We start from the raw sequence: 25,129 nt of genomic DNA, 5'->3' as shown, positions 1-25,129 counted from the left end.
CATCCACCTGTTCTAGGGGTCAGCGCAGCGGCGTCCAGCCGAGCGGCAGCGGGCCGTCGGGGTCGGCACGCTCGGCGTCGGCCCGCGCTGACCAGCCCTGTGCGGCGCCCTCGGCGTCGAAGCCGCCCCGCGCGACGCGGAAGCCGACGTCGTCGTGGTGCGAGCGGGGCGGGCCGCCGCGGCGGGTCGAGGCGCGCACGCTCCACGCGTCGTCGGCGAAGCCGCCGCCGCGGAAGACGCGGTAGTCGGCGTACCGTGCGGGGTCCAGCAGGTCCCAGCACCATTCCCACACGTTGCCGAGGGTGTCGAACAGGCCGTTGAGATTGGGCAGGCGTCCGCCGACCTCGGCAGGAGCGGTGAGTCCGTCGGCGCTCGTCCAGGCGACCTCGGCGAGCGGACCGTAGTGCGGACCGGTCGAACCGGCGCGGCACGCGTGCTCCCACTCGGCCTCGGTGGGGAGGCGGTAGCCGTCGGCGTCGACGTGCCACGTGACGTCCTCGCCCTCGAAGGTGTACGCGGGGTCGAGGCCCTCCCACTCCGAGGCTGCGTTGCAGAAGCGGACCGCCCGCAGCCAGCTGACATCGACGGCGGGTCGCCGTGGGTGACGGGCGGACTCGCCCAACAGTTCGGCGAGCTGCTCCTCGGTCACCGCGTAGACACCGAGCTCGTACGGCTCGAGCTCCACGTCCCAGCGCACCTTGCGCCGCGCGTCGTGGAGCGTCACCGTCCCGCCCGCGATGCGGGCGAGGTCGATGTCGGTCACGCCTCGCGCGGCTCGAGCACGAAGACCGCGATCAGCCGATCGGTCTTCGTCTGGTAGTTCGCGTAGTCCGGCCACACGGCGGTCGCACGCTCCCACCACTCGGCGCGCTCGTCGCCCGACAGCTCGCGGGCGTCGTAGTCGCGCCTGACGTCGCCGTCCTGCAGCTCGACATGCGGGTGACGGCGCATGTTCTCGGCCCACTTCGGCTCGTCGGGCGCGCCGCCCTTCGACGCGACGACGGCGTAGCGGCCGTCGTGCTCGACGCGCATGAGGGCCGTCTTGCGCAGCCCGCCGGTCTTGGCGCCGACGGTCGTGAGCACGATGATCGGCACGCCGCGCAGCGTGTTCGCCTCGGCACCGCCGGAGGCCTCGTACTTCTCGGCCTGCGTGCGTGCCCATTCGGATGTGGACGGCTGATACTCCCCGGTCAACGGCATGCCCCCAGCGTAAAGGCGCCGCGGCGGGGTCCGGGCCGCTCCCCTATCGTCGAGGTATGCCGAACATGAGAGTCGAACTTCTGCCCGGGCGCACCGTCGATCAGCGCCGCCGCTTCGCCGAACTCGTGACGGACGCGGCCGTCGAGGCTCTCGGCGCCCGGCGTCAGGACGTCCGCATCATGTTCGAGGAGGTCGCCGCCGACTTCGTCGCGAACGGCGGCGTGCTCGCCAGCGAAGACACCGACCGCGCCGGCCAGGTCGCCCGCTTCCACGGCTGACGACGCTGGATGGTGGATGCCGCCGGCCTCGGCCGCCGGCATCCACCCGTCCATCACCCCTTGACGGCGGCGCCGGCGACCGAGTCGACGATCTGGCGCTGTGCGAATGCGAACAGCACGAGGACCGGGACCGACGCGATCACCGCGCCCGCCATCACGATGGCGAAGTGGGTGCGGTAGGCGCCCTGCAGCATCGCGAGGCCCGGCTGGAGCGTCATGTTCTCGGGAGAGAGCAGCACGTACACCGGCCACAGGAAGTCGTTCCAGTTGCCGAGGAACGACAGCACCGCGAGGGTGGCGAGGGCCGGTTTGGCCAGGGGCAGGGCGACCTGGAAGAAGATGCGGAACTCGCCCGCGCCGTCGATGCGCGCCGCCTCTTCGACCTCGACCGGCAGCCCGAGGAAGAACTGTCGCAGGAAGAAGACACCGAAGGCGCCGGCGGCGCCGGGCACCGTGATCGCGAGGATGGTGTCGAGCCAGCCGAAGTTCTCGACGATGAGGTAGTTCGGGATCAGGAAGACAACCGGCGGCACCAGCAGCGTCGCGATGATGAGCCCGAACACGACCTTCTTGCCGGCGAAGTCCAGGCGTGCCAGGGCGTAGGCGGCCATCGACGCGGTCGCGAGGATCAGCACCGTCTGGATCGTCGCGGCGGCGAAGCTGTTCCACAGCCACAGGAAGATCGGCTGCTGACCGCTCAGCAGCAGCGTCTGGTACGCCTCGGTCGAGAAGGGGTTCGGCAGCGAGTACGGATTGCGCACGGCATCGGCGTCGGTCTTGAACGAGGTCAGCACCATCCACACGAGCGGGAACACCACGACGAGCGTCAGGAACCCGAGCACCGCGTACAGCAGCGTGCGGGAGGCGGTGCGGCGGGGCGATGGCCGGCGCGCGGCCGCGAGCGAGGTGGTCATGAAGCTCCCTTCTCGGAGCGCTCGCGCTGCAGCCGGAAGTTGATGACGCTGATGACCGCGAGGATGGCGAAGAGGATGTAGCTCATCGCGGCGGCCGGCGCCATGTTGTTCTGCGACAGGCCCTGGTCGGCGATGTACATGATCGCGGTGCGGGTCGCGTTGCCCGGCCCGCCCGCCGTGAGCAGGTAGGACTGCCCGAACATGTTCGCCGACGCCAGGATCGTCGTGGTCGTGATGAAGAGCATGACCGGGCGCAGGCCCGGGATGGTGACGCTCCAGAACGAGCGCCAGGCGCCGGCGCCGTCGAGCGAGGCCGCCTCGTAGAGGTCGCCGTTGATGCCCTTCATGCCGGCGAGGAAGATGACGGTGTTCAGGCCCGCCGTCCACCAGACGGTGACACCCACGAGCGACACCCACACCCACGGCACGTCGACGACCCACGGGATGTCGTCGGGAAGGCCCAGCAGCCCGAGGACGTGGTTGAGGATTCCGGACTGCGTGTCGAAGATGTAGCTCCAGATCACGCCGACGATCGCGACGCCGAGCACGTACGGCGCGAAGAACACGGTGCGGAACACCGTCGCGCCCTTCAGCCTGCGGTTGAGCAGCACGGCCACGAACAGCGGGATCACCACGAGGAACGGCACGCTCGCCACGACGAAGATCGCCGTCGCCCCCATCGACTGCCAGAAGTCGTCGAAGGTCGTGCTGCCGGGGGTGAAGAGGTTCAGGTAGTTGGTGAGCCCCACGAAGTTCTGCGTGTCGCGGAACGGGCTCCAGTCGGTGACGCTGATCCACAGGCCGAAGATCGCCGGGGCGATGACGAACGTGCCGAACAGGATCAGGAAGGGCGCGAGGAACAGGTAGGCGACGAGCGTGCGTCGCCGTCGCGCGGCGTGACGCCCGGACGCGGGGCGGCCGCCCGACCGGGCGCTCGCGCGCTCGGTCGGGACGGCCACCGTGCCGGCGATGTCAGCCGCCATACTTGGCCTGGTTCTGCTCGAGGATGGCGTCGGCCTTCTTCTTGGCGTCGTCCAGAGCCTCCTTCGGCGTCTTCTTGCCGGTGAGGGCCTCGTTGATCGCCGTGGTGATCAGCGCGTTGGCCTCGTTGATGCCGGGCGACACGGTCTCGTAGTGCGCGTAGTCCAGCTCGTCGATGAAGGGCTCCAGAGCCGGGTACGTAGACAGCAGGTCGGGGTCCTCGCGCACCGTGTTGGCGGCGGGGAGCTCGCCGGTCTCGGCCCAGCCGAGCGAGTGGTCGTTCATCCACTTCACGAACGTGGCCGCGGCGGCCGTCTTGTCGTCGTCCTGCCCCTTGTTCGCCGGGAACACCCAGTGCGTCGAGCTCGACCACACGGCCTTCTCGGTGCCGATCTGGGGCACCGGAGCGGCAGCCCAGTCGAGGTCGCCGAACGCCGAGTTCGTCGTCTGCCACACGCCGTTCCAGTTGAACGCGGTCTCACCGGCCAGCAGCGCCTTGATGTTTCCGTCCTGCGCCACGTTCGCCGGGCTGTAGCCGTTCTTGACGAGGTCTGTCATCCAGGTGAGGGCCTGGACGCCGGCATCCGAGTTGAACGTCGCCTCGGTGACGTCCTTGTTGTAGAGGTCGCCGCCGAACTGCCACACCAGGCTCTCGAACTCGAACGTGCCGGTGAAGACGTAGCCGTCGACCCACTCGCCCTGCACGCCGGCGCCCTTGAGCGCGTCGAGGGCGGCGACGTAGCCGTCCTTGTCGGCGGGGATGTCGGTGATGCCCGCCTTCGAGAGCACCTCCTTGTTCACGAACAGGCCCAGCGGCGTGACGCTCCACGGCACCGCGTACTGCGACCCGTCGTAGTTGCCCTTGTCGTAGACACCGGGCGGGAAGTCGTCGGCGCTGTATCCGAGGTTGTCGACGATGTCGTCCGCGGGGAGCAGCAGCTTCTGGGCGGCGTAGGTCGCCAGGTCGTCGCCGTGCAGCACCGCGACATCCGGACCCTTCCCGGCTTTGATCGCCAGCGGCATCTTGGCCGCGATGTCGGCCCACTCCTGCGGGACGTTCTTGACGACGATGTTGTCGTGCTCGGAGTTGAACTCCTCGATGAGCTTGGGCACGATCGTCGGCGCGGCGCCGCCGGTCCACCCGTGCCAGAAGGTGATCTCGACCTTGGGTCCGTCGTAGTCGTCGCCCGAGACCGACCCGCCGCCTCCGTTCGAACCCGCGCAGCCGGCGAGGGCCAGTGCGACGGTTGCCGCGAGACCCACTCCCAACCCGCGCGCGATTGCCTTCTTCATGTGATCGCTCTCCTTTGAGGTGAAGCCCGCCCGGAGCCGTCCGGGCGTCGACTTGTGCAAGTGCGGTCGAATGTACAGCGCTAGAAATTCGATGTCAACCGCCTCGACGAGCGCTAGTCTGAGGCTGTCCGACACCGACAGGAGGAGCTTCGATGCGCGGACCGCGACTGCAGGATGTGGCCGAGCGGGCCGGCGTCTCGATGAAGACGGTGTCGAACGTGGTGCGTAACTACGCCCACGTGTCGCCGCAGATGCGCGAACGGGTGCAGAGGGCGATCGACGAGCTCGGCTACAAGCCGAACGTGATGGCGCGGCGCCTGGCCACCGGGCGCACCGGCCTCATCGCGCTCGCATTCGCCGACGTGGGGATCCCGTATTTCGCCGAGCTCGCGCGCGTGGCCTCGCGCGCGGCGCAGTCGTACGGCTACCGCGTGCTGCTCGAAGAGACGGACGCAACCCTTGACGGCGAGCGCGCCCTGATGGCGAGCTCCGAGGCGGGACTGGTGGACGGGATGCTGTTCCAGCCGAGCGCGATGTCCTCCAGCGAGATCGCACAGCACCGCTCCGACATCCCCATCGTCCTGCTCGGCGAGACGCCGGCACCCCTGACCATCGACCGCGTGATGATCGACAACGTGGCTGCGGCCCGCGAGATCACGCGGCACATGATCGAGCCGGGTCGGCGGCGCATCGCGTTCGTCGGCCACGAGGCCAGAGCCCTCAGCGAGACCTCGCGCCAGCGCATCCTCGGCTACCAGGAGGCGCTGCAGGATGCCGGCATCACGCCGGATCCCGGTCTGCTGGTGGCCACCGACTCGGTGTCGGCCGCCGACGCCGTCGATGCCGTGCGCCGCGCGCTGGATGACGGGCTCGACGCCGACGGCATCGTGTGCCGCGACGATCTCGCGGCGCTCGGAACGCTGCGCGCCCTGCAGGAGCGCGGCATCCGCGTGCCCCTCGACGTGGCGGTGACCGGGTGGGACGACACCCGGCTGAGCGCGGTGACCTTCCCGAGCCTGACGACGGTGAGCCCGGATCTGCCCGCGCTGGTCGGCCGCGCCCTGGAGCTGCTGATCGAGCGTATCGAGGGCTACGACGGCGTGGGGCGCCATGAGATCGTGCCGCACCGCATCGTGACGCGCGAGAGCGCGCCGGCCGCATCGACGTGACGACCGGTTGCAGCGCTGGATTCTGAATCAGGAATTTACAGCGCTGTATTTGTCGGGCATGCTAGTCGGCATGATCGACGACGACAGCGCCCTCTGGTCCGCGAGCGACCAGGACGGCACCTACCCCCGCCCGCAGCTCGTCCGGCCCTCGTGGACCGACCTGTCCGGCACGTGGACGTTCGCGTTCGACGACGCCGATGCTGGGCTGGGCGAGGGCTGGCACGAGCGGCGTGCGTTCGATCGCGAGATCCTGGTCCCGTTCCCGCCCGAGTCGGAGGCATCGGGCGTGGCCGACACCGCGCACCACCGCATCGTCTGGTACGCCCGCGGCTTCGGCGCGGCCGAGCTGGAGAGCGCCGGCCACGGCGACGGCACGCGCCTCATGCTGCGCTTCGGTGCCGTCGACTACCGCTGCCGCGTGTGGGTGGACGGGCGCGCCGTCGGCGGCCACGAGGGCGGGCACACGCCGTTCGCGTTCGACGTCACGGACGCGCTCGCGCCCGGCGATGAGCACACCGTCGTCGTCCGCGCCGAGGACGACCCCCACGACATCGGCCAGCCGCGCGGCAAGCAGGACTGGCGCGAGCAGCCGCACGTCATCTGGTACCACCGCACGAGCGGCATCTGGCAGCCCGTGTGGCTGGAGGCGGTCCCCGCGATCTCGACGACCGGTGTCCGGTGGATGGCCGATCCGCGCACCGGCCTCGTCACGGCCGGACTGGAGCTCTCGGCTGTGCCCGTCCAGCCCGTCGAGGTCCGCGTCGACCTGTCGTACCAGGGCCGGCAGCTGGGCACCGTGAAGACGATGATCGACGACGACGAGGCATCCCTCGTCATCCCGGTCGCCGCCCTCGCCAACGGGCAGGCATACGAAGAGCTGCTGTGGTCGCCCGAGCACCCGCGCCTCATCGACGCCGAGATCCGCGTCGGCGACGATCTGGCCCGCTCCTACCTGGGCATCCGCACGGCGCACGTCGCCCGCGGCCGCTTCTTCCTCAACGACCGGCCGTACTACGTGCGCTCGGTGCTGAACCAGGGCTACTGGCCGCAGTCGCACCTGGCGGCGCCCTCGGCGCAGGCGCTGCGCGACGAGGCGCAGCTCATCAAGGACCTCGGCTTCAACGCCACCCGCGTGCACCAGAAGTTCGAGGACCCTCGGTTCCTCTACTGGGCCGACCGCCTGGGACTGCTGGTGTGGGGCGAGGCCCCTGCGAGCTTCACGTTCACGCCCGTCGCCGTCGAGCGCACCGTCCGGGAATGGCTCGACATCGTGCGCCGCGACTTCTCGCACCCGTCGATCGTGACCTGGGTGCCGCTCAACGAGAGCTGGGGCGTGCAGCACATCGCGACGGACGCCCGCATGCAGCACTACGCGCGCGCTCTCGTGTCGCTCACGAAGGCGCTCGACGGCACGCGGCCGGTCGTCTCGAACGACGGGTGGGAGCAGGTCGACACCGACATCGTCGCCATCCACGACTACGAGGCTGATGCCGGCGTCGTCGGCGACCGGTACCGCACCCGTGCCGCGATCGACGAGCTGGTCGACGGCGTGGGCCCGGCCGGACGCGTCCTCGTGCTGAGCGGCGACGTGGACGACGCACCCGTGATGCTCACCGAGTTCGGGGGCATCTCGTTCGACGTGGACTCGGCCGCCGATGCGTGGGGCTACTCGTCCGCGTCCTCGGCGTCGGACTTCGACGCGCGCCTGAGCGCCCTCATGGCTGCTGTCCACGACAGCCGCGCGCTGGCCGGCTTCTGCTACACGCAGCTCACCGACACCCTGCAAGAGACCAACGGACTCGTCGGTGCCGACCGCACGCCCAAGCTGCCGCTGGAGCGCCTGCGCGCCATCATGTCCGGCGCCGCCGGTGCTTCCTCCTGAGCCGGAGAGCCCATGCGCTCCTTCTGGCTCGGTGTGACCGCTCTGACCGCGACCGCTCTGACGGCCGCTGCCCTTGCCGGCTGCGCCCCCACGTTCAACAACCCGATCAAAGACGTCGCCAACGACCCGTACGTCGTCAAGGACGGCTCGCACTACCTGCTGATCGAGAGCGCCGAGGATGGGATCTGGGTGACCGCCTCGCCGGAGAAGAACCTGACCGACATCGCGCAGGGTGTCCGCACGAAGGTCTGGACCGCTCCGAGTGACGGACCGAACTGTCGCGACGTGTGGGCACCCGAGCTCCATCACATCGACACCAGGTGGTACGTCTACTACGCGGCGACCACGTGCGACGAAGACAACGCCGGTCATCGGATGTTCGTCCTGGAGAGCGCGGGCGACGACCCGCTCGGGCCCTACACCGATCTCGGCAAGATCACCGATGCCGCCGATCGCTGGGCGATCGACGGCACACGGTTCGAGTTCCAGGACCGCGCGTACTTCGCCTGGTCCGGTTGGCCGGGAACCGCCGACGGACAGCAGAACCTGTACATCGCCGAGATGACGAGCCCCACCACTCTTGCCGGCACCGGGGTCCTGATCTCTGAGCCCACGCTCGATTTCGAGCGACACACCATGCCCATCAACGAGGGGCCGCAAGCGCTCGTCACGGAGGACCGCGTCTTCCTCGTCTACTCGGCGAGCGCGAGCTGGACCGACGACTACGCGTACGGGCTGCTCACCGGCGCGGGGAAGGACCTGCTGGATCCGTCCGCATGGACCAAGTCCCCCGGCCCCGTCTTCGAGCGGACCGGCGAGGTGTTCGGGCCAGGACACGGATCATTCACCACGTCGCCCGACGGCACGGAGAGCTGGATGGTCTATCACTCTGCCCGCTACTCCGGCGCTGGCTGGGACCGGGTGATGAACGCGCAGCGGTTCACCTGGAAGGACGGAGCTCCGGTCTTCGGCGAACCCTTCGGAGAGGGCGACCAGCGCGTGCCGTCCGGCCAGTGAGAACGAAGAGGGGTGGATGCCGGCGGCCTCGGCCGCCGGCATCCACCCCTCTTTTTCGGCCCTTACAGGCCCGCGATGATCTCGCGCATCAGCGACGCGGTCTCGGACGGCGTCTTGCCGACCTTGACGCCGGCGGCCTCGAGGGCCTCCTTCTTCGCCTGCGCGGTGCCCGCCGAGCCCGACACGATGGCGCCGGCGTGGCCCATGGTCTTGCCCTCGGGGGCGGTGAAGCCCGCGACGTAGCCGACGACCGGCTTGGTCACGTTCGCCTTGATGAAGTCGGCCGCGCGCTCCTCGGCGTCGCCGCCGATCTCGCCGATCATGACGATGGCCTTGGTCTCGGGGTCGGCCTCGAACGCGGCGAGCGCGTCGATGTGCGTGGTGCCGATGATCGGGTCGCCGCCGATGCCGATGGCCGTCGAGAAGCCGATCTCGCGCAGCTCGTACATCATCTGGTAGGTCAGCGTGCCCGACTTCGACACGAGGCCGATGGGGCCCTTGCCGGTGATGTTGGCGGGAGTGATGCCGACCAGCGACTCGCCGGGCGTGATGATGCCGGGGCAGTTCGGGCCGATGATGCGGGTCTTGTCACCCTTCGACTGGGCGTAGGCCCACGCCTCGGCGGTGTCGCCCACGGGAACGCCCTCGGTGATCACGACGAGCAGCGGGATCTCGGCGTCGATGGCCTCGACCATGGCATCCTTCGTGAACGCCGGCGGCACGAACGCAATCGAGACGTCGGCGCCGGTCTTCTCGATCGCCTCAGCGACCGATGCGAAGACGGGCAGCTCGACGGGGTTGCCGTCGGCGTCGGTGTGCAGCACCGTGGTGCCGGCCTTGCGCGCGTTCACGCCGCCGACGACCTGCGTGCCCGCCTTCAGCATGAGCGCGGTGTGCTTGGTGCCCTCGCCGCCGGTGATGCCCTGGACGATGACCTTGGAGTCCTTGTTGAGGAAGATCGACATGTCTGTTCTTTCCTAGTTCCGGATGCTGAGGGGTCAGGCGTTGGCGAGCTCGGCGGCCTTGTCGGCGCCCTCGTCCATCGTCTCTGCCAGGGTCACGAGCGGGTGGTTCGCGTCGCGGAGGATCGCGCGACCCTCTTCGACCTTGTTGCCGTCGAGGCGCACGACGAGCGGCTTGGAGGCGCTCGAGCCGAGCTCGGCCAGCGCGCCGACGATGCCCTTGGCGACCGCGTCGCACGCGGTGATGCCGCCGAAGACGTTCACGAACACGCTCTTGACCTGCGGGTCGCCCAGGATGACGTCGAGGCCCGCGGCCATGACCTCGGCCGAGGCGCCGCCGCCGATGTCGAGGAAGTTGGCGGGCTTCACGCCGCCGTGGTTCTCGCCGGCGTACGCGACGACGTCGAGCGTCGACATGACCAGGCCCGCACCGTTGCCGATGACGCCGACCTCTCCGTCCAGCTTGACGTAGTTGAGGTCGTTCGCCTTGGCCTTGGCCTCGAGCGGGTCGGCCGCGGCCTTGTCTTCGAGCAGCTCGTGGCCCGGGTGGCGGAAGTCGGCGTTCTCGTCGAGCGAGACCTTGCCGTCGAGGGCGATGATGTCGCCCTCCTCGGTCAGCACGAGGGGGTTCACCTCGACGAGCGTCGCGTCCTCGCCCTTGTAGACGTTGAAGAGCTTGACGAAGACGTCGCTCACCTTGTCGACGAGGTCCTCGCCGAAGCCGGCGGCCTGTGCGATCTCGACGGCCTTCTGCTTGTCGATGCCCTGCAGCGGGTCGACGGCGACGCGGGCGAGGGCCTCGGGGCGCTCGACGGCGAGCTCCTCGATCTCCATGCCGCCCTCGACCGACGCGAGCGACAGGTAGGAGCGGTTGGCCCGGTCCAGCAGCACCGAGAAGTAGTACTCCTTGTCGATGCGGGCACCCTGGGCGACCATCACGCGCTTGACGACGTGGCCCTTGATGTCGAGGCCGAGGATCGCCTTCGCGGCCTCGTAGGCCTCATCGGGCGTCTTGGCGACCTTCACACCGCCGGCCTTGCCGCGACCGCCGGTCTTGACCTGAGCCTTGACGACAACGACACCGCCGATCTTCTCGGCTGCGGCACGCACCTCCTCCGGCGTGTCCGCGACGATGCCGGCGAGCACCGGCACCTCGTACTTCTCGAAAAGGTCTCGTGCCTGGTACTCGTACAGATCCACAGTTGTTTCCTTCGCAGGTGGCGAATGGGGTGGGGATGACGCTCAAAAGCGTCTCGACGTCGAGATATCGACCAATCCCCCAGCCTACTACCGCTTGCTGTCCGGTTCTGACGTGAGCGACGCGCCGGGGTGATCATGCTCCTGCGGGATCGGGGATCTCCTCGCCCGGCACGCGCGGCAGGCGCGCGAGATCGCACAGCGCCGGTCCCTCGATGCGACACCCGTCCGCGGTGAACCGCGACGCATGCAGCGGGCAGTCCCACGAGGAGTCGGCGTCGTTCCACCGCAGCACGCCTCCGAGGTGCGTGCAGACCGCGCTCACCGCGCAGGTGCGCCCCTCGACGGTGGCGATGCCGACCGGGTGCCCGCCGCGGTTCGCGACCACCCCCTGGCCTTCTGCCGGCCGGCGCACCGGCGTCGCGGCGGCCTGCGCACCGATCCAGCCGGACGCGGCTTCCCACCCCACCCGCAGGTTCTCGACGCCGCCGCGGGCGAGGTCGGCGGGCACCGTGAACCGCGTCGCGATCACGTTCATCCACTCCGGACGCTCCTTGTGCGGAACCTTCCCGATCTCGGCGGTCATGCGCAGTGCGGCGGCCGGGGCATTGGAGAGTCCCCACTTCGCGTACCCGGTGGCGAAGCGGATGCGGCCGAGCCCGCGCGGCATCGCGCCGACGAACGGCACCAGGTCGTGGGACTCGTAATCCTGGGCCGACCACGACGCGACCGTGCGCGCGCCCGGGAAGTGCCGCTGCGTCCACGAGACCAGATCGTCGATCTCGGCGCGCACCGAATCGCTGCGGCCCACCGCGAATCCATTGCCCGCGACGATCAGCTGGGCGAGATCGACCGGGCCGTCGTCGGCGGTCACCGATCGCACCGACTTCGTCCGGCCGTCGACCGAGATGTAGAGGCCCGACGGCGGCGGTGCATCCAGCTCGAACGCGACGCACGACGAACGCAGGCCACGGACTTTCGCGAAGTACAGCCCTCGATCCACGATGGGCGTGGCAGTGGCGAGCACCACCTGGCCCGCCTCGGCGTAGCCCGCCGTCGTCTCCACCCCTGCCTTGGGCACCGCGTGCACCCGCGTCACCCGCACGCCCGTGTGCAGCACGCCCCCGGCTGCCAGGAAGGCCCGCCCGAGGGCCAGGAGCAGGCGCTGCGGGTCTATCGCGACCTGACCGTCGAGTGCGACGGCATCCACCATCGGGAAAGGCGAGAGCGCGAGCTCCTGCGCCGACACCCGACGCACGGCGAGGCCCGCCTCGGACGCGGCGCGCAGCTCCGCGTCGACGCACGCAGCGCCCTCGGGAGTCTGCGCGTACGAGTAGGCGGTGCGCCGCGAGTACGGCACGCCGAGCTCATCGGCGATGCCGGTCAGCCAGCGCGCGCCGTCGAGGTTGGCCTCGACATAGGCGCGGGCGAGCCGCGCAGGGTGATGACGGCGCAGCGTCGACAGCACCGACCCCTGCAGCACCGTCAGCTTGCCGGTGTTCGCCCCCGACGCGAGCTCGCCCACCTCCCCGGCCTCGAGGACGGAGACGTCGTGTCCTTCGCGGGCGAGCATGAGCGCCGTGCTCAGACCCGTCAGCCCCGCTCCCACGACCACGACGTCACGCCGGCGGCCGGGTTCGAAGGGCGTTCCCGCCAGGGTCTCGGCGTCCCGCTTCCAGATCGGCGTCATCGCTCCACGCAAGCCGATGATCAGAGTCGCGTCGACCCGCTTGACAGCGCAGCCGACGCGGGTGCGAGGACGCCGGATTCGCAGCGCGGCGCGTCGGACTAGGCTCTCTTCAAGATGTCCGACACCACCGCCGCCCAGGGCCTCACCGCCGCCCAGGCCGCTTCGCGCGCCGCGGTGGTGGCCGCCGCACTCGAGCTGTTCGCCGAGCAGGGGTTCGATCAGACCTCGGTCGAGCAGATCGCGCAGGCGGCCGGCGTCTCGCGCTCGACGTTCTTCCGCCAGTTCGGCGGCAAGGACGACGTCGTCTTCACCGACCACGAAGAACTGCTCGACATGCTGCGCGACTTCCTCGCGCAGCAGCACCGCGACCCGTGGGCAGCGGTGTGCGAGGCATCGGTCCTGGTCTATGCGCACTTCGCCGCCGACCCCGAGCTCGCCCGTCGCCGCTATCAGGTGGTGCGGCAGGTCCCCGCACTGCGCGACCGCGAGATCGTCACGGTGTTCCGCTACGAGCGCCTGTTCGACGAGTACCTGCGCGCGTCACTGCCGGGCCTCGATCCGCTCGACGCGGTCGGCTTCTCGGCGCTCGTGACGGCGATCCACAATCACGTGCTGCGCCGCCTCATCCGCAGCGCGAAGAAGGTGCCGGCGTCGGTGCTGCGCACGGCGCTCGACGACGCGCGTCGCCGCTTCGGCGTGCTGCCCGGCGAAGACGCCACGGCGCGCGACGACGACGTGGTGATCGCGGTGTTCCCGCGCTCGACCCCGACCGCCGAGCTGACGCGCCTGCTTCGCGAGCAGCTGGACTCCTGACGACCGCTGCGCCCCGATGGACTCCGTCTCAGAACGGGGCGCCTCCGGTGTACTCCGCGTCCAGATACAGGGTGAACACCGACGATGGCACGAACTGGACTGTCGCGGGCGGTTTGTCGAGGTAGCGGCGCCCGGTGGGGCTGGTCCACTCGAGTACACCGTTCCCGCGTTGGCGGACGCGCCACGCGGACGCGTGCTTGAGGGTGTGGTGCCGGGGACAGAAGTGAGCCAGGTTTCCGTCCTCGGTGCGGCCGCCTTTCGCGTGGTCGTGCGTATGGTCGATGTCGCAGCGGATCGGCGAACGCGTGCAGCCCGGGAACCGGCACCGCTCATCGCGTGCTCGAAGAAATCTCTGAAGGTGCGCGGTCGGGCGGTACCGGTCCACTGCGAGCGGCAGCCCCGAGTACGGGTGGTACATCACCCGGTCCCACCCGGGCGCGTCCGCCGCGAGCCGGCGCGCGGTCTCCGCGTCGATGGGACCGTAGCCGGCGAGCAGTGCGGGCTCGTCACCCACCCCGGCGGCGGTGAGCACGGGGATCGTGATCTGCACCTGTGCGCGGATCGCGGCGAGCGTGTCGCCTACGCCGTGCGCGGCGGGCGCGCCGGTGAGGACGAGGTCGGCGAACAGGTCGGCCCGCAGTTCATCGAGCGATCGCTGCTCCCCGCACGGCCCGGTCGACAGATCAGGCCGTGGGATTCCGGAACCGGCCGAACCGTCAGCAACGCCGTCAGCATGGGCGCGGTCAGCAGCGGCAGCGGCAGCGCCGTCGGCAGCGGCAGCCCTTTCGGCCGCGGCCCCGGCTCCGGCGCCGGTCCCGGTGCCGGCTCCGGCTCCGGCTCCGGTCCCGGGCTCACCCTTCGCCGCGGCATCCACCGGTTCTTCCTCCGCGGTAGCGTCGCGCTGGGCGGCCTGCTCGATCTGCGCCATCTGCGTCAGCCGATCGAAGATCGCGTACGCAAGCACGGCCGGAAGGTCGGCGAGCAGCCGCGCCATGCCATCCCCCAGATCGACCACGCGGATCCGGCGCTCCCCCGCAGCACGCTGCTGCAGTTCGGCCGCCATCTCGGGGTCGATACGCGCCGCGACCACGCGGGCGATCGCCCGCAGCCGCGGCGGTGTCTCGAATCCGGCCGCCTCAAGCAGGATCCGCTCATACTCGGCGCGAACCGCATCGTCGAGCAACCCCGTCCCACACTCCACGATCGCCGCCGCATGCGCCTGATCGATCCGCCCCTCAGCGAACGCCCGATGCGTCTCAGCGAACCCGCCGACCAGACGACTGGAGGCCGACATCCGCGCCTGCACCGACCGGTCACTCAGCCGCATCACCGCACCCAGCTCGCTCGACACCTCCCGCAACGCCAGATCATGCACGACACTGCGGCCCATCACGCGCCGTTCACCCTCGCGAGCCCGCACGATATCGGCGGCATCCGCCAACAGCCGAGCCTCTTCCGCCTGCAGCCGCGCGATCCGCTCGCGCGTCGCCTGCACCCCCGAGACCACACGCTCCAGCGCACCCCAGGTGCTCTCGCCGGTGCCGATCTGGTGCCCCACCCTGTCTCCCGTCGAAACGCGCGTCAGCGCGACGAAGGATCAAACGAAACGTGGGCACGAGTTCGATCTCCCCCCAGTCTAGAACAGAGATACGACACTGACAAGGAGAATCTCGGCACGTTCTCCCAATCCGCGACCCCAACGGTGAACGCGGCCTCAGAGGGCGTCGTACACGGCCCGCAGGTAGGTGCGGCCCCGTTCGGACGCGAGGATGCCATCAGACATCCGGTTCATGACGTACGCGAAGGTGACGCCCCGGTCGACGTCGGCGGTGACGAGCGATCCGCCCCACCCGCCCCAGAACGCGACGCGCCCCTCCGGGATGTACGCGGTCGACAGCTCGTGACGCAGTCCCCACCCGAGGCCCCACCGCAGCGGCAGGCCGAGGACGAGATCGGTCCCCTCGATCGGCGCGGCGAAGACGCGGTCGACGGTCTCGGCCGACAGCATCCGCTTGCCGTCGACGACGCCGCGACCCGACACGAGCGCGTTGAGCCGCGCGACCGAGCGCGCGTTGCCCTGACCACCTGCGCCGCCCACGCCGGCGGCGCGCCAGGCGCGCGTCCAGGTGATCTCGGCCCCGAGCACCGGCCCCGCGAAGGTGCGCACCGCGGGCGACTCGGGCGGCAAGGCCGACAGGTCGAGCCGCGACGGCGGCGGCGGCACGACGGGCGACACCCGAGCGTCTTCGGCGGCCGGAAGGCCCAGCCAGAAGTCGGCGCCGAGGGGACCGGCGAGCTCGTCGGCGACGAATGCGCCGAGGCTGAGACCGGTCACCGCACGGACGATGCCGTGCACGAGATGCCCGTAGTCGAGCAGGTGGTAGCCGGACGCGGCGCCGGCAGGCCACCAGGGCGCCTGCGCCGCGAGCCGGTCGGTCGCGGCATCCACAGCGAGGATGTCGTCGGGGGTGACGGGTTGATCCCAGCCTGACACCCCGGACGAATGAGTCATCACGTGACGCACGAGCACGTCCTGCTTGCCGGCGGCGGCGAACTCGGGCCAGTACGTGGCGACAGGAGCATCGGGGTCCACGAGACCCCGGTCGATCAGCAGCAGAAGCGCGAGCGACGACACCGTCTTGGACAGCGACCACACGTTCGTGAGGGTGTCGCGCCCCCACGGAGCGGTGCGGGCGGCGTCGCTCCATCCGCCCCACACGTCGACCGCGGGACGGCCGTCGACGAGCACGCACAGCGAGCCGCCGAGCTCCTGCCCGTCCGCGAGGTTCGAGCGGAACGCCCCGATGAGCCCGGCGAAGCGCTCGTCGGCCTCGCCCTGCACGGTCGTCATGCCTGCGGCCTCGATGGTCATCCCGTCTCCTTCGACTGGTGTGGCACGAACGGTCCGCTGGGCATCCGTTCGTCGGATTGCTTGAACATACCGCGCGGTCGGTATGCTTGTCACCACCCGCACACATCAGCGATGTGATGTCGCACGATGCGCGACAGGATGGGAATCCGCCGACCGGGCGGGCACATCACGACGAGGAGGTCGGATGAGGATCACCGGAGCCGTGCTCGAGGTCTCGGGCGCCCAGCCGCCGTTCGAGACATCGCGGCCGTTCACCGTCGGCGAGGTCGACCTCGACCCGCCGCGGCGCGGCGAGCTGCTGGTGCGCATCGAAGCGGCCGGTGTCTGCCATTCCGACCTCAGCGTGGTCGACGGCAACCGGGTGCGCCCCGTCCCGATGCTCCTCGGCCACGAGGCCGCGGGCATCGTCGAGCAGACCGGCGACGGCGTCGACGACCTCCAGCCCGGCGATCGCGTCGTCATGACCTTCCTCCCCCGCTGCGGCGATTGCGAAGGATGCCGCACCGACGGCCGGCTGCCGTGCGCTCCCGGTTCGGCCGCGAACAGCGCCGGGACGCTGCTGGGCGGCGGCATCCGCATTCATCGGCAGGATCCGGATGCCTCGGCCGCCGCCGCAGGCGCGCCGCAGGACGTGCACCACCACCTCGGCGTCTCGGCGTTCGCAACGCACGCTGTCGTGAACCGCGCCTCGGTGGTGCGCGTCGACCCGGATGTGCCGCCCGACATCGCCGCGCTGCTCGGCTGCGCGGTGCTCACCGGCGGCGGCGCCGTCATCAACGCCGGTCGCCCGGCCCCCGCCGACCGCATCGTCGTGGTGGGCCTCGGCGGTGTCGGAATGGCGGCATTGCTGGTCGCCGTGGCGCTCGGGCACGAGGTCGTGGGCGTCGACCCGGTACCGGCGAAGCTGGCGTCCGCGCGGGAATCCGGTGCTGCGGCGGCCCTGACGCCCGAGCACGCGCTGCGCGACGGCATCCACGCTCCGCTCGTCGTCGAGGCGGCCGGCTCCGCCCGCGCGTTCGAGACCGCCCTCGCTCTCACCTCTCCCGGCGGCACCACCGTGACCGTGGGGCTGCCCGCACCCGACGCGCGCGCGAGCGTGTCGCCCCTGCAGCTGACCGCCGAGGCTCGCACGATCGTCGGCAGCTACCTCGGCTCGGCGGTGCCGGGCCGCGACATCCCCCGCTACGTCGAGCTGTGGCGTGCCGGCCGGCTGCCCCTGGAGCGCCTGGTGTCGTCGCGCATCGGACTCGACGAACTCGACGCCGCCATGGACCGTCTCGCCGCCGGCGGCGAGCTGCGGCAGCTCATCGTCTTCGACCACCCCACCCCCGAGAGGAACCTCGCATGACCAGAACCGCCATCGTCACCGGCGCCGCCCGCGGCATCGGCGCCGCCACCGCCCAGCGTCTCGCCTCCGACGGGTTCGCCGTCGCCGTGCTCGACCTCGACGACGCCGCGTGCGCGGCCACTGTCGGGTCGATCCTGGATGCCGGCGGCCGGGCGATCGCCGTCGGCGCGAACGTCGCCGACGCGGCGTCGGTCGAACGCGCCGTCGCGCGCGTCGTCGACGAGCTCGGCGCACCCACCGTGCTGGTGAACAACGCCGGGATCATCCGCGACAACCTGCTGTTCAAGATGACCGAGGACGACTGGGACGCGGTGCTGGCCGTGCACCTGCGCGGAGCCTTCCTCATGTCACGCGCCGTGCAGGAGCACCAGGTCGCCGCCCGCTGGGGCCGGATCGTCAACCTGTCGAGCACGTCGGCACTCGGCAACCGGGGGCAGGCGAACTACGCCGCGGCCAAGGCGGGGATGCAGGGCTTCACCAAGACGCTCGCGATCGAGCTCGGTCGCTACGGGATCACCGCGAACGCGATCGCACCGGGTTTCATCGTGACCGACATGACGCGGTCGACCGCCGAGCGCATGGGCGTGCCGTTCGAGGACTTCGTCCAGCACGCGGCCGCCGAGATCCCGGTCCAGCGCGCCGGAACCCCGGACGACATCGCGGCGGCCGCCTCGTACTTCTGCTCCGAAGAGGCGGGGTTCGTGTCCGGACAGGTGCTGTATGTGGCGGGCGGACCGCGCGCATGAGCATCGCCGTCGCCTCCCCCGAAGCGCTGCGCGAGGCCGTCGGCGCGTCCGCGACCGGCGAGTGGTTCGCCATCGACCAGGACCGCATCGCCGCGTTCGCCGACGCCACCGAGGATTGGCAGTGGATCCACCTCGATGCCGAACGCGCCGCCGCCGGCCCGTTCGGCGCCACGATCGCGCACGGCTACCTGACGCTGTCGCTGCTGCCCCGTCTGACCCAGGGGCTGCTCGAGGTCGGCGGCACCGGGATGGTCGTCAACTACGGCCTCGACAAGGTGCGCTTCCTGCAGCCGGTGACGGCCGGTTCGCGCGTGCGCGCGGTGACCGAGATCGCCTCGGTCGAGCCGACGCCGCAGGGCTGGCGGGCGGGCCTGCGCACGACGGTCGAGCTCGAGGGCGCATCACGCCCGGCGCTCGTCGCCGAGACGCTCGCGCTCTTCGTCCCCGAGGGATAGGACCGATGGATGCCGGCGGCCGCGGCCGCCGGCATCCACAGGGCTGAGGATTCGCCCCAGCCGCCAGGCGGGCGAAGGCATCATGGCGCCGGCGAGCATCCGGACCCGAGGTCACACGCGCTCGAGCACCATTGCCATGCCCTGACCGCCGCCGACGCACATCGTCTCCAGGCCGTAGCGGCCACCGATGGACGCGAGGCCGTTGATGAGCGTCGAGGTGATGCGGGCCCCGGTCATGCCGAAGGGATGCCCCACCGCGATCGCGCCGCCGTGCACGTTGAGCCGGTCGGGGTCGACGCCGAGCTCGCGTGCGGACGGGATCACCTGCGCGGCGAACGCCTCGTTGATCTCGACGAGGTCCATGTCGTCGATCGACAAGCCGGCGAGCGCGAGCGCACGGCGCGACGCCTCGACGGGCCCGAGGCCCATGATCTCGGGCGAGAGTCCTGACACTCCCGTCGACACGATGCGGGCGAGCGGCTGCAGCCCGAGTTCGTCGACGACGCGATCCGACACCACGACGACCGCCGCAGCGCCGTCGTTGAGCGGGCAGCAGTTGCCGGCGGTCACGGTGCCGTCCGGCCGGAAGACCGGGTCCAGGGCGGCCAGTGCTTCGACCGTGACGCCCGGGCGCGGGCCGTCGTCGGCGTCGACCACCGTCCCGTCGGCGAGTGTCACGGGGGTGATGTCGCTCGCCCAGAACCCCGACGCGATCGCCGTCTCGGCCCGCTGCTGCGAGCGCACGGCGAACGCGTCCTGCTCGTCGCGCGTGATGCCGCGCAGCTGCGCGACGTTCTCGGCCGTCTGTCCCATCGCGATGTATGGGTCGGGCAGCGCCCCGTCGGCGCGCGGGTCTGTCCACGGCGGCGTGCCGCCGCCGGCCCGCGCCGCCGTCCGCTGCAGCGCGCCGGCGAACGCCGGGTTGACGGCATCCACCACATCCGAGAGGCCCGCGCCGTATCTCGACACGGACTCGACACCCGCCGACACGAACACGTCGCCCTCGCCCGCCTTGATGGCGTGGAAGGCCATGCGCGTCGTCTGCAGCGACGACGAGCAGTACCGGTTGACGGTGGTGCCCGGCACGGTGTCGAAGCCGAGCAGCACCGCGACGATGCGCGCCAGGTTGAAGCCCTGCTCGCCGGCGGGCTGGCCGCACCCGACCAGCAGGTCATCGATGCGCGCGGGGTCCAGCCAGGGCACGCGGTCGAGCGCGGCGCGCACCATGCGCGCGGCGAGGTCGTCGGGTCGCACGTCTGCGAGCGATCCCTTGCGCGCGCGCCCGATCGGCGAGCGCGCGGTGGCCACGATGTAGGCCTCGGTCATGGGTTTCGTTCCCTCTCTTCTGGTGTCGAGCAACCGCGTACTCGTCGAACGACCCCGTTCTCGACGGGGAGGACGTGGTCGTTCGGCGAGTAACCGCGGTGTCGACGAGGTGGGCGGGGTGGATGCCGGGGGTCAGACGAACGCGGGGATGCCGGTGATGGCGCGGCCGACGATGAGCGAGTTCATGTCGTACGTGCCCTCGAACGTGTAGACGGCCTCGGCGTCGGCGAAGTAGCGGGCGATGCCGTACCCGGCAGGGATGCCGAGCTGCTCCTGACCGCCCAGCTGCACGCCGTTGCCGCCGCAGATCTCGCGGCACAGGGCCACGGTCTCGCGCACGCGCGCGCTCACGAACGCCTTGGCCATCGCCGAGTGGTGGTCCTGCTGCTCCCCCGCGTCCTGCAGCTGCGACACCCGCACGCACATGCCGATGCAGGCCGTGATGTTCGCGAGCGCATCGGCGAGCTTCTGCTGCACGAGCTGGAACGAGGCGATGGGCTTGCCGAACTGCACCCGCGCCGCAGCGTACGCGAGGGCGCACTCGTAGGCGCCGACGGCGACGCCGAGCGCCTGCCACGCCACCTGCGCGCGGGTCAGGCGCAGCACGACGGCGAGGTCGCGGAAGCCGTCGATGCGCTGCAGGCGGTCGCTCTCGGGCACCACCACGTCCTGCAGCACGATGTCGGCGTTCTCGACGGTGCGCAGCGACTGCTTGCGCTCGATCTTGGTCGCGGTGAAGCCGGGCGTGGGCGTGCGCACCAGGAACCCCTTGACCTGCTGGTCGGCGACGTCGCGTGCCCAGATGACGACGAGGTCGGCGAACGCGCCGTTGCCGATCCAGCGCTTGGCGCCGTTGAGCACCCATTCGTCCGCACCGTCGGCACGCGTGCGGCGCTCGGCGGTGGTCTCCAGTCCCTTCGCCGTGTCGGAGCCGTGGCCGGGCTCGGTGAGCCCGAAGCACGCGATCTGCTCGCCGCGGGCGAGCACCGGCAGCCATTCCGCGCGCTGCTCATCCGACCCGCCGACGGCGATCGAGGTCATCGCGAGCCCGGAGTGGACTCCGATGAAGGTCGCGGTGGACGGATCGGCGCGCGAGATCTCCATCGCGACCCACCCGCGGAAGACGTTGCTGTTCTCGAACTCGCGGGTCTCGTCGAACGCGTTGCCGTACAGGCCGAGCTCCGCGATCCGCGGCACGAGGTGCCGCGGGCTCTCGGCGCGATCCCAGTGGTCGTCGGCGAACGGGCGCACCTCGGTCTCGAGGAAGTCGCGGATCCCGCGCAGCGCCCGCTGCTCGGCGTCCGACAGCAGTGTCTGGAAGCCGTAGAAGTCCGCGTCGAGGACGTCGGCCGGCGCAGCATGCGACTCGGGGAGGGTGGTCGGGGTCAAGGTGAACGTCATCGTCTCTCCTCGATGTCAGGGGTTGTGCGAACGAGTATGCAACACTTTCGAATCTGTTGCATCTCGGTGGGCGATCGCGGGTAGAGTTCCGGCATGACCCGGACGGCGACCGACACCGCCCGCGCGACGATTGCGACAGTGGGGACGGATGCCGCCCCCTCGTGGCTCTCGGAGCGCCTGGCCGACGGCATCCATTCCGACGCGCAGCGCGCGTTCGACACGGCTCGCGAGACGTTCATCGCAGGGCGACGCATCGATATGACCGCGCTCGCGGCGACCCTCGGTGTGGATCGCACCTCGCTGTTCCGCTGGGTCGGCAACCGTGACGCGCTGCTGGGAGAGGTGCTGTGGTCTCTCGCGATCCCGACGCTGGTGCAGGCCGAGCATGCGGCCGCCGGCACGAGCGGCGCGGACCGCATCGCCGCGATCCTCACGCACTTCGTCGACGACCTCAACACGGCCGAGTACTTCCGCGCGTTCCTGCGCCGGGAGCCCGCCCGCGCCCTGCGTCTGCTCACGACGAAAGAGAGCCCGATCCAGCGTCGCTACGTCGCGACCGCCGAGTGGCTGGTGCGCCGGGATCTCGGCGACGAACCGCTCGACGGCGCCATCGCCCCGGCCGACCTCGCGTACATCCTGGTGCGCCTGTCGGAGTCGTTCACCTACGCCGATCTGATCTCGGGTGACGTGCCGAGCGCCGAGCGGGCGAGGGTCGCCTTCCGCCTGCTGCTGCGGGCGGACGCATGAGCGCCGCCGTGCGGGTCCCGTTCGCGACGCGCTGGAACGACAACGACCAGTACGGCCACCTCAACAACACCGTCTACTACGCCGCGATGGACACCGCCGTCAACGCGTTCATGATCCGCGAGGGCGGCCTGGAACCCGTGGGCGGCGACGCCATCGCGCTGTGCGCGGCCTCGTCGTGCGAGTTCCGCGCCTCGGCCGGCTTCCCCGAGCCGCTCGAGGTCGGCATCGGCGTCGAGCGCCTGGGCACCACGAGCATCACCTGGGCGCTCGCGATCCTGCGCGCCGGGACCGACGACCAGATCGCTGCCGGACGCTTCGTGCACGTGTTCGTGGATGCCGCGACCCGGCGTCCGAGGGCGGTGCCGGCATCCATCCGCCGCGCGCTCGCGACGCGCGGCCTCGCCGGCTGACGCGGGCGGCCTCGCGGCCGCGACAAACAAACCGACCATCCGGTATGCTGTTATCCACGGCCCGCCGACGGGACGTGGAGAGAGTCGACGATGACCGCAGTTCCGGGATTGGATGCCGGCGGCCTGAGCGCCTGGCTGGCCGAGGCGCACCCCGACCTGGCGCGGGACGAGCTCATCGCGACCGTGATCGCCGGCGGCCGCAGCAACCTCACGTACGCCGTCGACGGAGCGACGATGCCGCTCATCGTGCGCCGGCCGCCGCTCGGCCATGTGCTCTCGAGCGCGCACGACATGCGGCGCGAGCACCGCGTGATCTCCGCCCTCGCCCAGACCGCCGTCCCGGTCCCCCGCGTGATCGACGTCGTCGACGACACCGCCGAAGCCCGCGTCACGGGCACGGTGTTCTTCGTGATGGAGCGGGCGCCCGGGCGCGTGCTCGCCCACCGCGCGCAGAACGCCGCGTACCCGCCAGAAGCCCTGCGGCGGCTGAGCCTCGACCTCGCGCGTCACCTCGCCGACCTGCACGCGGTCGACCCCGCCGCAGTGGGCCTCGCCGACTTCGGCCGCCCCGACGGCTACCTCGACCGCCAGCTCGCCACCTGGCGCCGACAGCTGGAGGCGTCGCGCTCGCGCGAGACGCCTCAGCTCGATGCCCTGCAAGAGAGCCTGGCCGGCGGCATCCCTTCTTCCACGCGCACGGGGATCGTGCATGGCGACTACCGCCTCGACAACGCGCTCGTCGTGGACGACGCCGACGGCCCGCGCATCTCGGCCATCCTCGACTGGGAGATGGCGACGCTCGGCGACCCGCTCGTGGACCTCGGCATCCTCGCGCTGTACTGGAACATCGCGGAGCTCCCCGGCGGCGACGGCGCCGTGCCGAGCGCCGTCGACCCGGACGCGGGCTATGCGACCTTCGACGAGCTCGTCGACGCGTACGCCGAGCAGGCAGGCATCGCCGTGCCCGACCTGCGGTGGTACCGCGCCTTCGCCGCGTACAAGCTCGCCGTGATCCTCGAGGGCATCCACTTCCGCTACCAGGCCGGCGCGACCGTCGGCGAGGGGTTCGAGCGGATGGGAGCCCTGGTCGAGCCGCTCGCGGGGCTCGGCCGCCGCACGCTCGACGCCCGCACACCCGACACACGCACTGCCGAGCCCCGCAGAGAGGTGCACTGATGGACTTCGCCCCCGACGCCACAGCCCAGGACCACACCGAGCGCGCCCGCGCCTTCGTCGACGAGCGGGTCCTGCCCGCCGAGCCGGTGCTGGACGCGCAGCTGACCGCGACGCCCGACGAATGGGGTGTGCGCCCCATCGTGCGCGAGCTGCAGAGCGAGGCCCGCACCCGAGGCCTGTGGAACCTGTTCCTGCCCGGCGAGCGCGGCGCCGGCCTCAGCAACCTGCAGTACGCGCCCGTGGCCGAGGTCACCGGGTGGAGTCCCCGCCTGGCGCCGCCGGCGTTCAACTGCGCCGCGCCCGACACCGGCAACATGGAGGTGCTGAACGACTTCGGCACGCCCGCCCAGCAGGAGCAGTGGCTCCAGCCGCTGCTGGAGGCCCGCATCCGCTCGGCGTTCTGCATGACCGAGCCCGACGTCGCCTCGTCGGACGCCACGAACATCGGCACCCGGATCCGCCGCGACGGCGACCATTACGTGATCACCGGCCGCAAGTGGTGGTCGACGGGCGCGATGAACCCGGACGCCGCGGTCTTCATCGTGATGGGGAAGACGGATCCGGATGCCGCACGCCACCGTCAGCAGTCCATGATCCTGGTTCCCCGCGACACGCCGGGTGTGCGCATCGTGCGACCCCTCACCGTGTTCGGCTACGACGACCGCGATCACGGCGGGCACGCCGAGATCGCCTTCGACGAGGTGCGCGTGCCGGCGAGCAACCTGATCGCCGGCGAGGGCGAGGGCTTCGCGATCGCGCAGGCGCGCCTGGGCCCCGGCCGCATCCATCACTGCATGCGCGCGCTCGGCATGGGCGAGAGGGCGCTCGCGCTCATGGTCGCGCGCGCCGGCGAGCGCCACGCGTTCGGCGGGTCGCTGTCGGAACAGGGCGTCGTGCGCGAGTGGATCGCCGAAGCGCGCATCCAGCTGGAGTCGCTTCGCCTGCTCGTGCTCAAGACGGCGTGGCTGATGGACACCGTCGGCAATCGCCACGCGATGACCGAGATCCAGGCGATCAAGATCGCCGTGCCGCGGGCGGTGCAGCAGATCATCGACCGGGCGATCCAGCTGCACGGCGGCGCGGGTGTCTCGTCCGACACCCCGCTCGCCGAGCTCTACGCCGGCATCCGGTCGCTGCGCATCGCCGACGGTCCCGACGAGGTGCATCTCGCGAGCCTCGGCCGGGCGCAGCTGCGCTCATGACGACGGATGCCGCCACCCGGGCATGACCGACGGCCCCGGGCGCCGGCATC

The 25,129-nt window shown here is 70.8% G+C and carries 24 protein-coding genes; 12 read left to right on the top strand and 12 right to left on the bottom strand.

Features of this window, described 5'->3' with window-relative positions; all coding sequences use genetic code 11:
* Positions 1–19 precede the first annotated feature (19 nt).
* Together IF188_RS08890 and IF188_RS08885 are read right to left on the bottom strand one after the other, a co-directional pair.
* Positions 20–763 carry a formylglycine-generating enzyme family protein gene (locus tag IF188_RS08890; protein ID WP_191171438.1) on the bottom strand — a complete coding sequence of 248 codons (744 nt, stop codon included), beginning with the start codon at positions 761–763 and terminating at the stop codon, positions 20–22.
* A complete protein-coding gene (locus IF188_RS08885) occupies positions 760–1,200 on the bottom strand; it encodes a nitroreductase family deazaflavin-dependent oxidoreductase (RefSeq protein WP_191171437.1) in 441 nt (146 codons plus the stop codon). Before IF188_RS08885 ends, IF188_RS08890 begins: the two co-directional genes overlap by 4 nt.
* A gap of 65 nt (positions 1,201–1,265) precedes the next feature.
* Here IF188_RS08885 and IF188_RS08880 point away from each other — a divergent pair, with 65 nt between their 5' ends.
* Positions 1,266–1,478 carry a tautomerase family protein gene (locus IF188_RS08880; protein ID WP_224751663.1) on the top strand — a complete coding sequence of 71 codons (213 nt, stop codon included), beginning with the start codon at positions 1,266–1,268 and terminating at the stop codon, positions 1,476–1,478.
* A 53-nt stretch (positions 1,479–1,531) separates the two neighbouring features.
* On the opposite strand, the gene IF188_RS08875 is transcribed toward IF188_RS08880, so the two are convergent.
* From IF188_RS08875 to IF188_RS08865, 3 genes are read right to left on the bottom strand one after another with little or no spacing between them, the layout of a single operon-like run.
* Positions 1,532–2,392: a carbohydrate ABC transporter permease gene (locus tag IF188_RS08875; RefSeq protein WP_191171435.1), complete on the bottom strand. Its 861-nt coding sequence runs from the start codon at positions 2,390–2,392 to the stop codon at positions 1,532–1,534.
* Positions 2,389–3,375, bottom strand: a complete 987-nt coding sequence (locus IF188_RS08870; protein WP_191171434.1) for a carbohydrate ABC transporter permease — start codon at positions 3,373–3,375, stop codon at positions 2,389–2,391. The genes IF188_RS08875 and IF188_RS08870 overlap by 4 nt, the downstream gene beginning before the upstream one ends.
* Positions 3,365–4,666: an ABC transporter substrate-binding protein gene (locus tag IF188_RS08865; RefSeq protein WP_191171433.1), complete on the bottom strand. Its 1,302-nt coding sequence runs from the start codon at positions 4,664–4,666 to the stop codon at positions 3,365–3,367. The genes IF188_RS08870 and IF188_RS08865 overlap by 11 nt, the downstream gene beginning before the upstream one ends.
* Before the next feature lie 152 nt (positions 4,667–4,818).
* On the opposite strand from IF188_RS08865, the gene IF188_RS08860 reads away from it, so the two are divergent.
* The 3 genes from IF188_RS08860 (at position 4,819) to IF188_RS08850 (ending at position 8,734) form a co-directional block, all read left to right on the top strand.
* A complete protein-coding gene (locus IF188_RS08860; RefSeq protein ID WP_191171432.1) occupies positions 4,819–5,835 on the top strand; it encodes a LacI family DNA-binding transcriptional regulator in 1,017 nt (338 codons plus the stop codon).
* A gap of 70 nt (positions 5,836–5,905) precedes the next feature.
* Positions 5,906–7,717 carry a glycoside hydrolase family 2 protein gene (locus IF188_RS08855; RefSeq protein ID WP_191171431.1) on the top strand — a complete coding sequence of 604 codons (1,812 nt, stop codon included), beginning with the start codon at positions 5,906–5,908 and terminating at the stop codon, positions 7,715–7,717.
* A 12-nt stretch (positions 7,718–7,729) separates the two neighbouring features.
* Positions 7,730–8,734: a glycoside hydrolase family 43 protein gene (locus IF188_RS08850; protein WP_191171430.1), complete on the top strand. Its 1,005-nt coding sequence runs from the start codon at positions 7,730–7,732 to the stop codon at positions 8,732–8,734.
* Positions 8,735–8,796: 62 nt separating this feature from the next.
* Here the strand turns inward: IF188_RS08850 and sucD are convergent, their stop codons facing one another.
* From sucD to IF188_RS08835, 3 genes are all read right to left on the bottom strand, one after another.
* Positions 8,797–9,699 carry a succinate--CoA ligase subunit alpha gene (gene sucD, locus IF188_RS08845; protein ID WP_191171429.1) on the bottom strand — a complete coding sequence of 301 codons (903 nt, stop codon included), beginning with the start codon at positions 9,697–9,699 and terminating at the stop codon, positions 8,797–8,799.
* Positions 9,700–9,732: 33 nt separating this feature from the next.
* Positions 9,733–10,896 carry an ADP-forming succinate--CoA ligase subunit beta gene (sucC, locus tag IF188_RS08840; RefSeq protein WP_191171428.1) on the bottom strand — a complete coding sequence of 388 codons (1,164 nt, stop codon included), beginning with the start codon at positions 10,894–10,896 and terminating at the stop codon, positions 9,733–9,735.
* A 133-nt stretch (positions 10,897–11,029) separates the two neighbouring features.
* Positions 11,030–12,583 carry an FAD-dependent oxidoreductase gene (locus IF188_RS08835; RefSeq protein ID WP_191171427.1) on the bottom strand — a complete coding sequence of 518 codons (1,554 nt, stop codon included), beginning with the start codon at positions 12,581–12,583 and terminating at the stop codon, positions 11,030–11,032.
* A 114-nt stretch (positions 12,584–12,697) separates the two neighbouring features.
* Here IF188_RS08835 and IF188_RS08830 point away from each other — a divergent pair, with 114 nt between their 5' ends.
* Positions 12,698–13,396 carry a TetR family transcriptional regulator gene (locus IF188_RS08830; RefSeq protein WP_191171426.1) on the top strand — a complete coding sequence of 233 codons (699 nt, stop codon included), beginning with the start codon at positions 12,698–12,700 and terminating at the stop codon, positions 13,394–13,396.
* A 28-nt stretch (positions 13,397–13,424) separates the two neighbouring features.
* Here the strand turns inward: IF188_RS08830 and IF188_RS08825 are convergent, their stop codons facing one another.
* Together IF188_RS08825 and IF188_RS08820 are read right to left on the bottom strand one after the other, a co-directional pair.
* A complete protein-coding gene (locus tag IF188_RS08825) occupies positions 13,425–14,891 on the bottom strand; it encodes an HNH endonuclease signature motif containing protein (protein WP_318152855.1) in 1,467 nt (488 codons plus the stop codon).
* A 219-nt stretch (positions 14,892–15,110) separates the two neighbouring features.
* Complete coding sequence (locus IF188_RS08820; RefSeq protein WP_224751662.1) at positions 15,111–16,268, bottom strand: serine hydrolase domain-containing protein; 1,158 nt, start codon at positions 16,266–16,268, stop codon at positions 15,111–15,113.
* 184 nt (positions 16,269–16,452) lie between these two features.
* Here IF188_RS08820 and IF188_RS08815 point away from each other — a divergent pair, with 184 nt between their 5' ends.
* Genes IF188_RS08815 through IF188_RS08805 form a run of 3 tightly spaced genes read left to right on the top strand, consistent with a single transcriptional unit; the run spans position 16,453 to position 18,817 of the window.
* A complete protein-coding gene (locus tag IF188_RS08815) occupies positions 16,453–17,616 on the top strand; it encodes an alcohol dehydrogenase catalytic domain-containing protein (RefSeq protein ID WP_191171424.1) in 1,164 nt (387 codons plus the stop codon).
* Positions 17,613–18,362: an SDR family oxidoreductase gene (locus IF188_RS08810; protein ID WP_191171423.1), complete on the top strand. Its 750-nt coding sequence runs from the start codon at positions 17,613–17,615 to the stop codon at positions 18,360–18,362. The genes IF188_RS08815 and IF188_RS08810 overlap by 4 nt, the downstream gene beginning before the upstream one ends.
* On the top strand, positions 18,359–18,817 hold the full coding sequence (locus IF188_RS08805) for a MaoC family dehydratase (protein WP_191171422.1): 459 nt from the start codon (positions 18,359–18,361) through the stop codon (positions 18,815–18,817). The genes IF188_RS08810 and IF188_RS08805 overlap by 4 nt, the downstream gene beginning before the upstream one ends.
* Positions 18,818–18,928: 111 nt before the next feature.
* Here IF188_RS08805 and IF188_RS08800 read toward each other — a convergent pair whose 3' ends face one another.
* Both IF188_RS08800 and IF188_RS08795 read right to left on the bottom strand, forming a co-directional pair.
* Positions 18,929–20,143 carry an acetyl-CoA C-acetyltransferase gene (locus IF188_RS08800; RefSeq protein WP_191171421.1) on the bottom strand — a complete coding sequence of 405 codons (1,215 nt, stop codon included), beginning with the start codon at positions 20,141–20,143 and terminating at the stop codon, positions 18,929–18,931.
* Between the two features lie 132 nt (positions 20,144–20,275).
* Positions 20,276–21,544, bottom strand: a complete 1,269-nt coding sequence (locus IF188_RS08795; protein ID WP_191171420.1) for an acyl-CoA dehydrogenase family protein — start codon at positions 21,542–21,544, stop codon at positions 20,276–20,278.
* 93 nt (positions 21,545–21,637) lie between these two features.
* On the opposite strand from IF188_RS08795, the gene IF188_RS08790 reads away from it, so the two are divergent.
* From IF188_RS08790 to IF188_RS08775, 4 genes are all read left to right on the top strand, one after another.
* Positions 21,638–22,291, top strand: a complete 654-nt coding sequence (locus IF188_RS08790; protein WP_191171419.1) for a QsdR family transcriptional regulator — start codon at positions 21,638–21,640, stop codon at positions 22,289–22,291.
* Positions 22,288–22,701, top strand: coding sequence for an acyl-CoA thioesterase (locus tag IF188_RS08785; protein ID WP_191171418.1), 414 nt, complete (start codon positions 22,288–22,290; stop codon positions 22,699–22,701). Before IF188_RS08790 ends, IF188_RS08785 begins: the two co-directional genes overlap by 4 nt.
* Positions 22,702–22,791: 90 nt before the next feature.
* Positions 22,792–23,877: a phosphotransferase family protein gene (locus tag IF188_RS08780; RefSeq protein WP_191171417.1), complete on the top strand. Its 1,086-nt coding sequence runs from the start codon at positions 22,792–22,794 to the stop codon at positions 23,875–23,877.
* Positions 23,877–25,079, top strand: coding sequence for an acyl-CoA dehydrogenase family protein (locus IF188_RS08775; protein WP_191171416.1), 1,203 nt, complete (start codon positions 23,877–23,879; stop codon positions 25,077–25,079). The genes IF188_RS08780 and IF188_RS08775 overlap by 1 nt, the downstream gene beginning before the upstream one ends.
* Positions 25,080–25,129: the final 50 nt, after the last annotated feature.

This window comes from Microbacterium helvum (assembly GCF_014779795.1).
Taxonomy (GTDB): Bacteria; Actinomycetota; Actinomycetes; order Actinomycetales; family Microbacteriaceae; genus Microbacterium; species Microbacterium helvum.
This window is presented reverse-complemented; position numbering and strand designations above follow the sequence as displayed.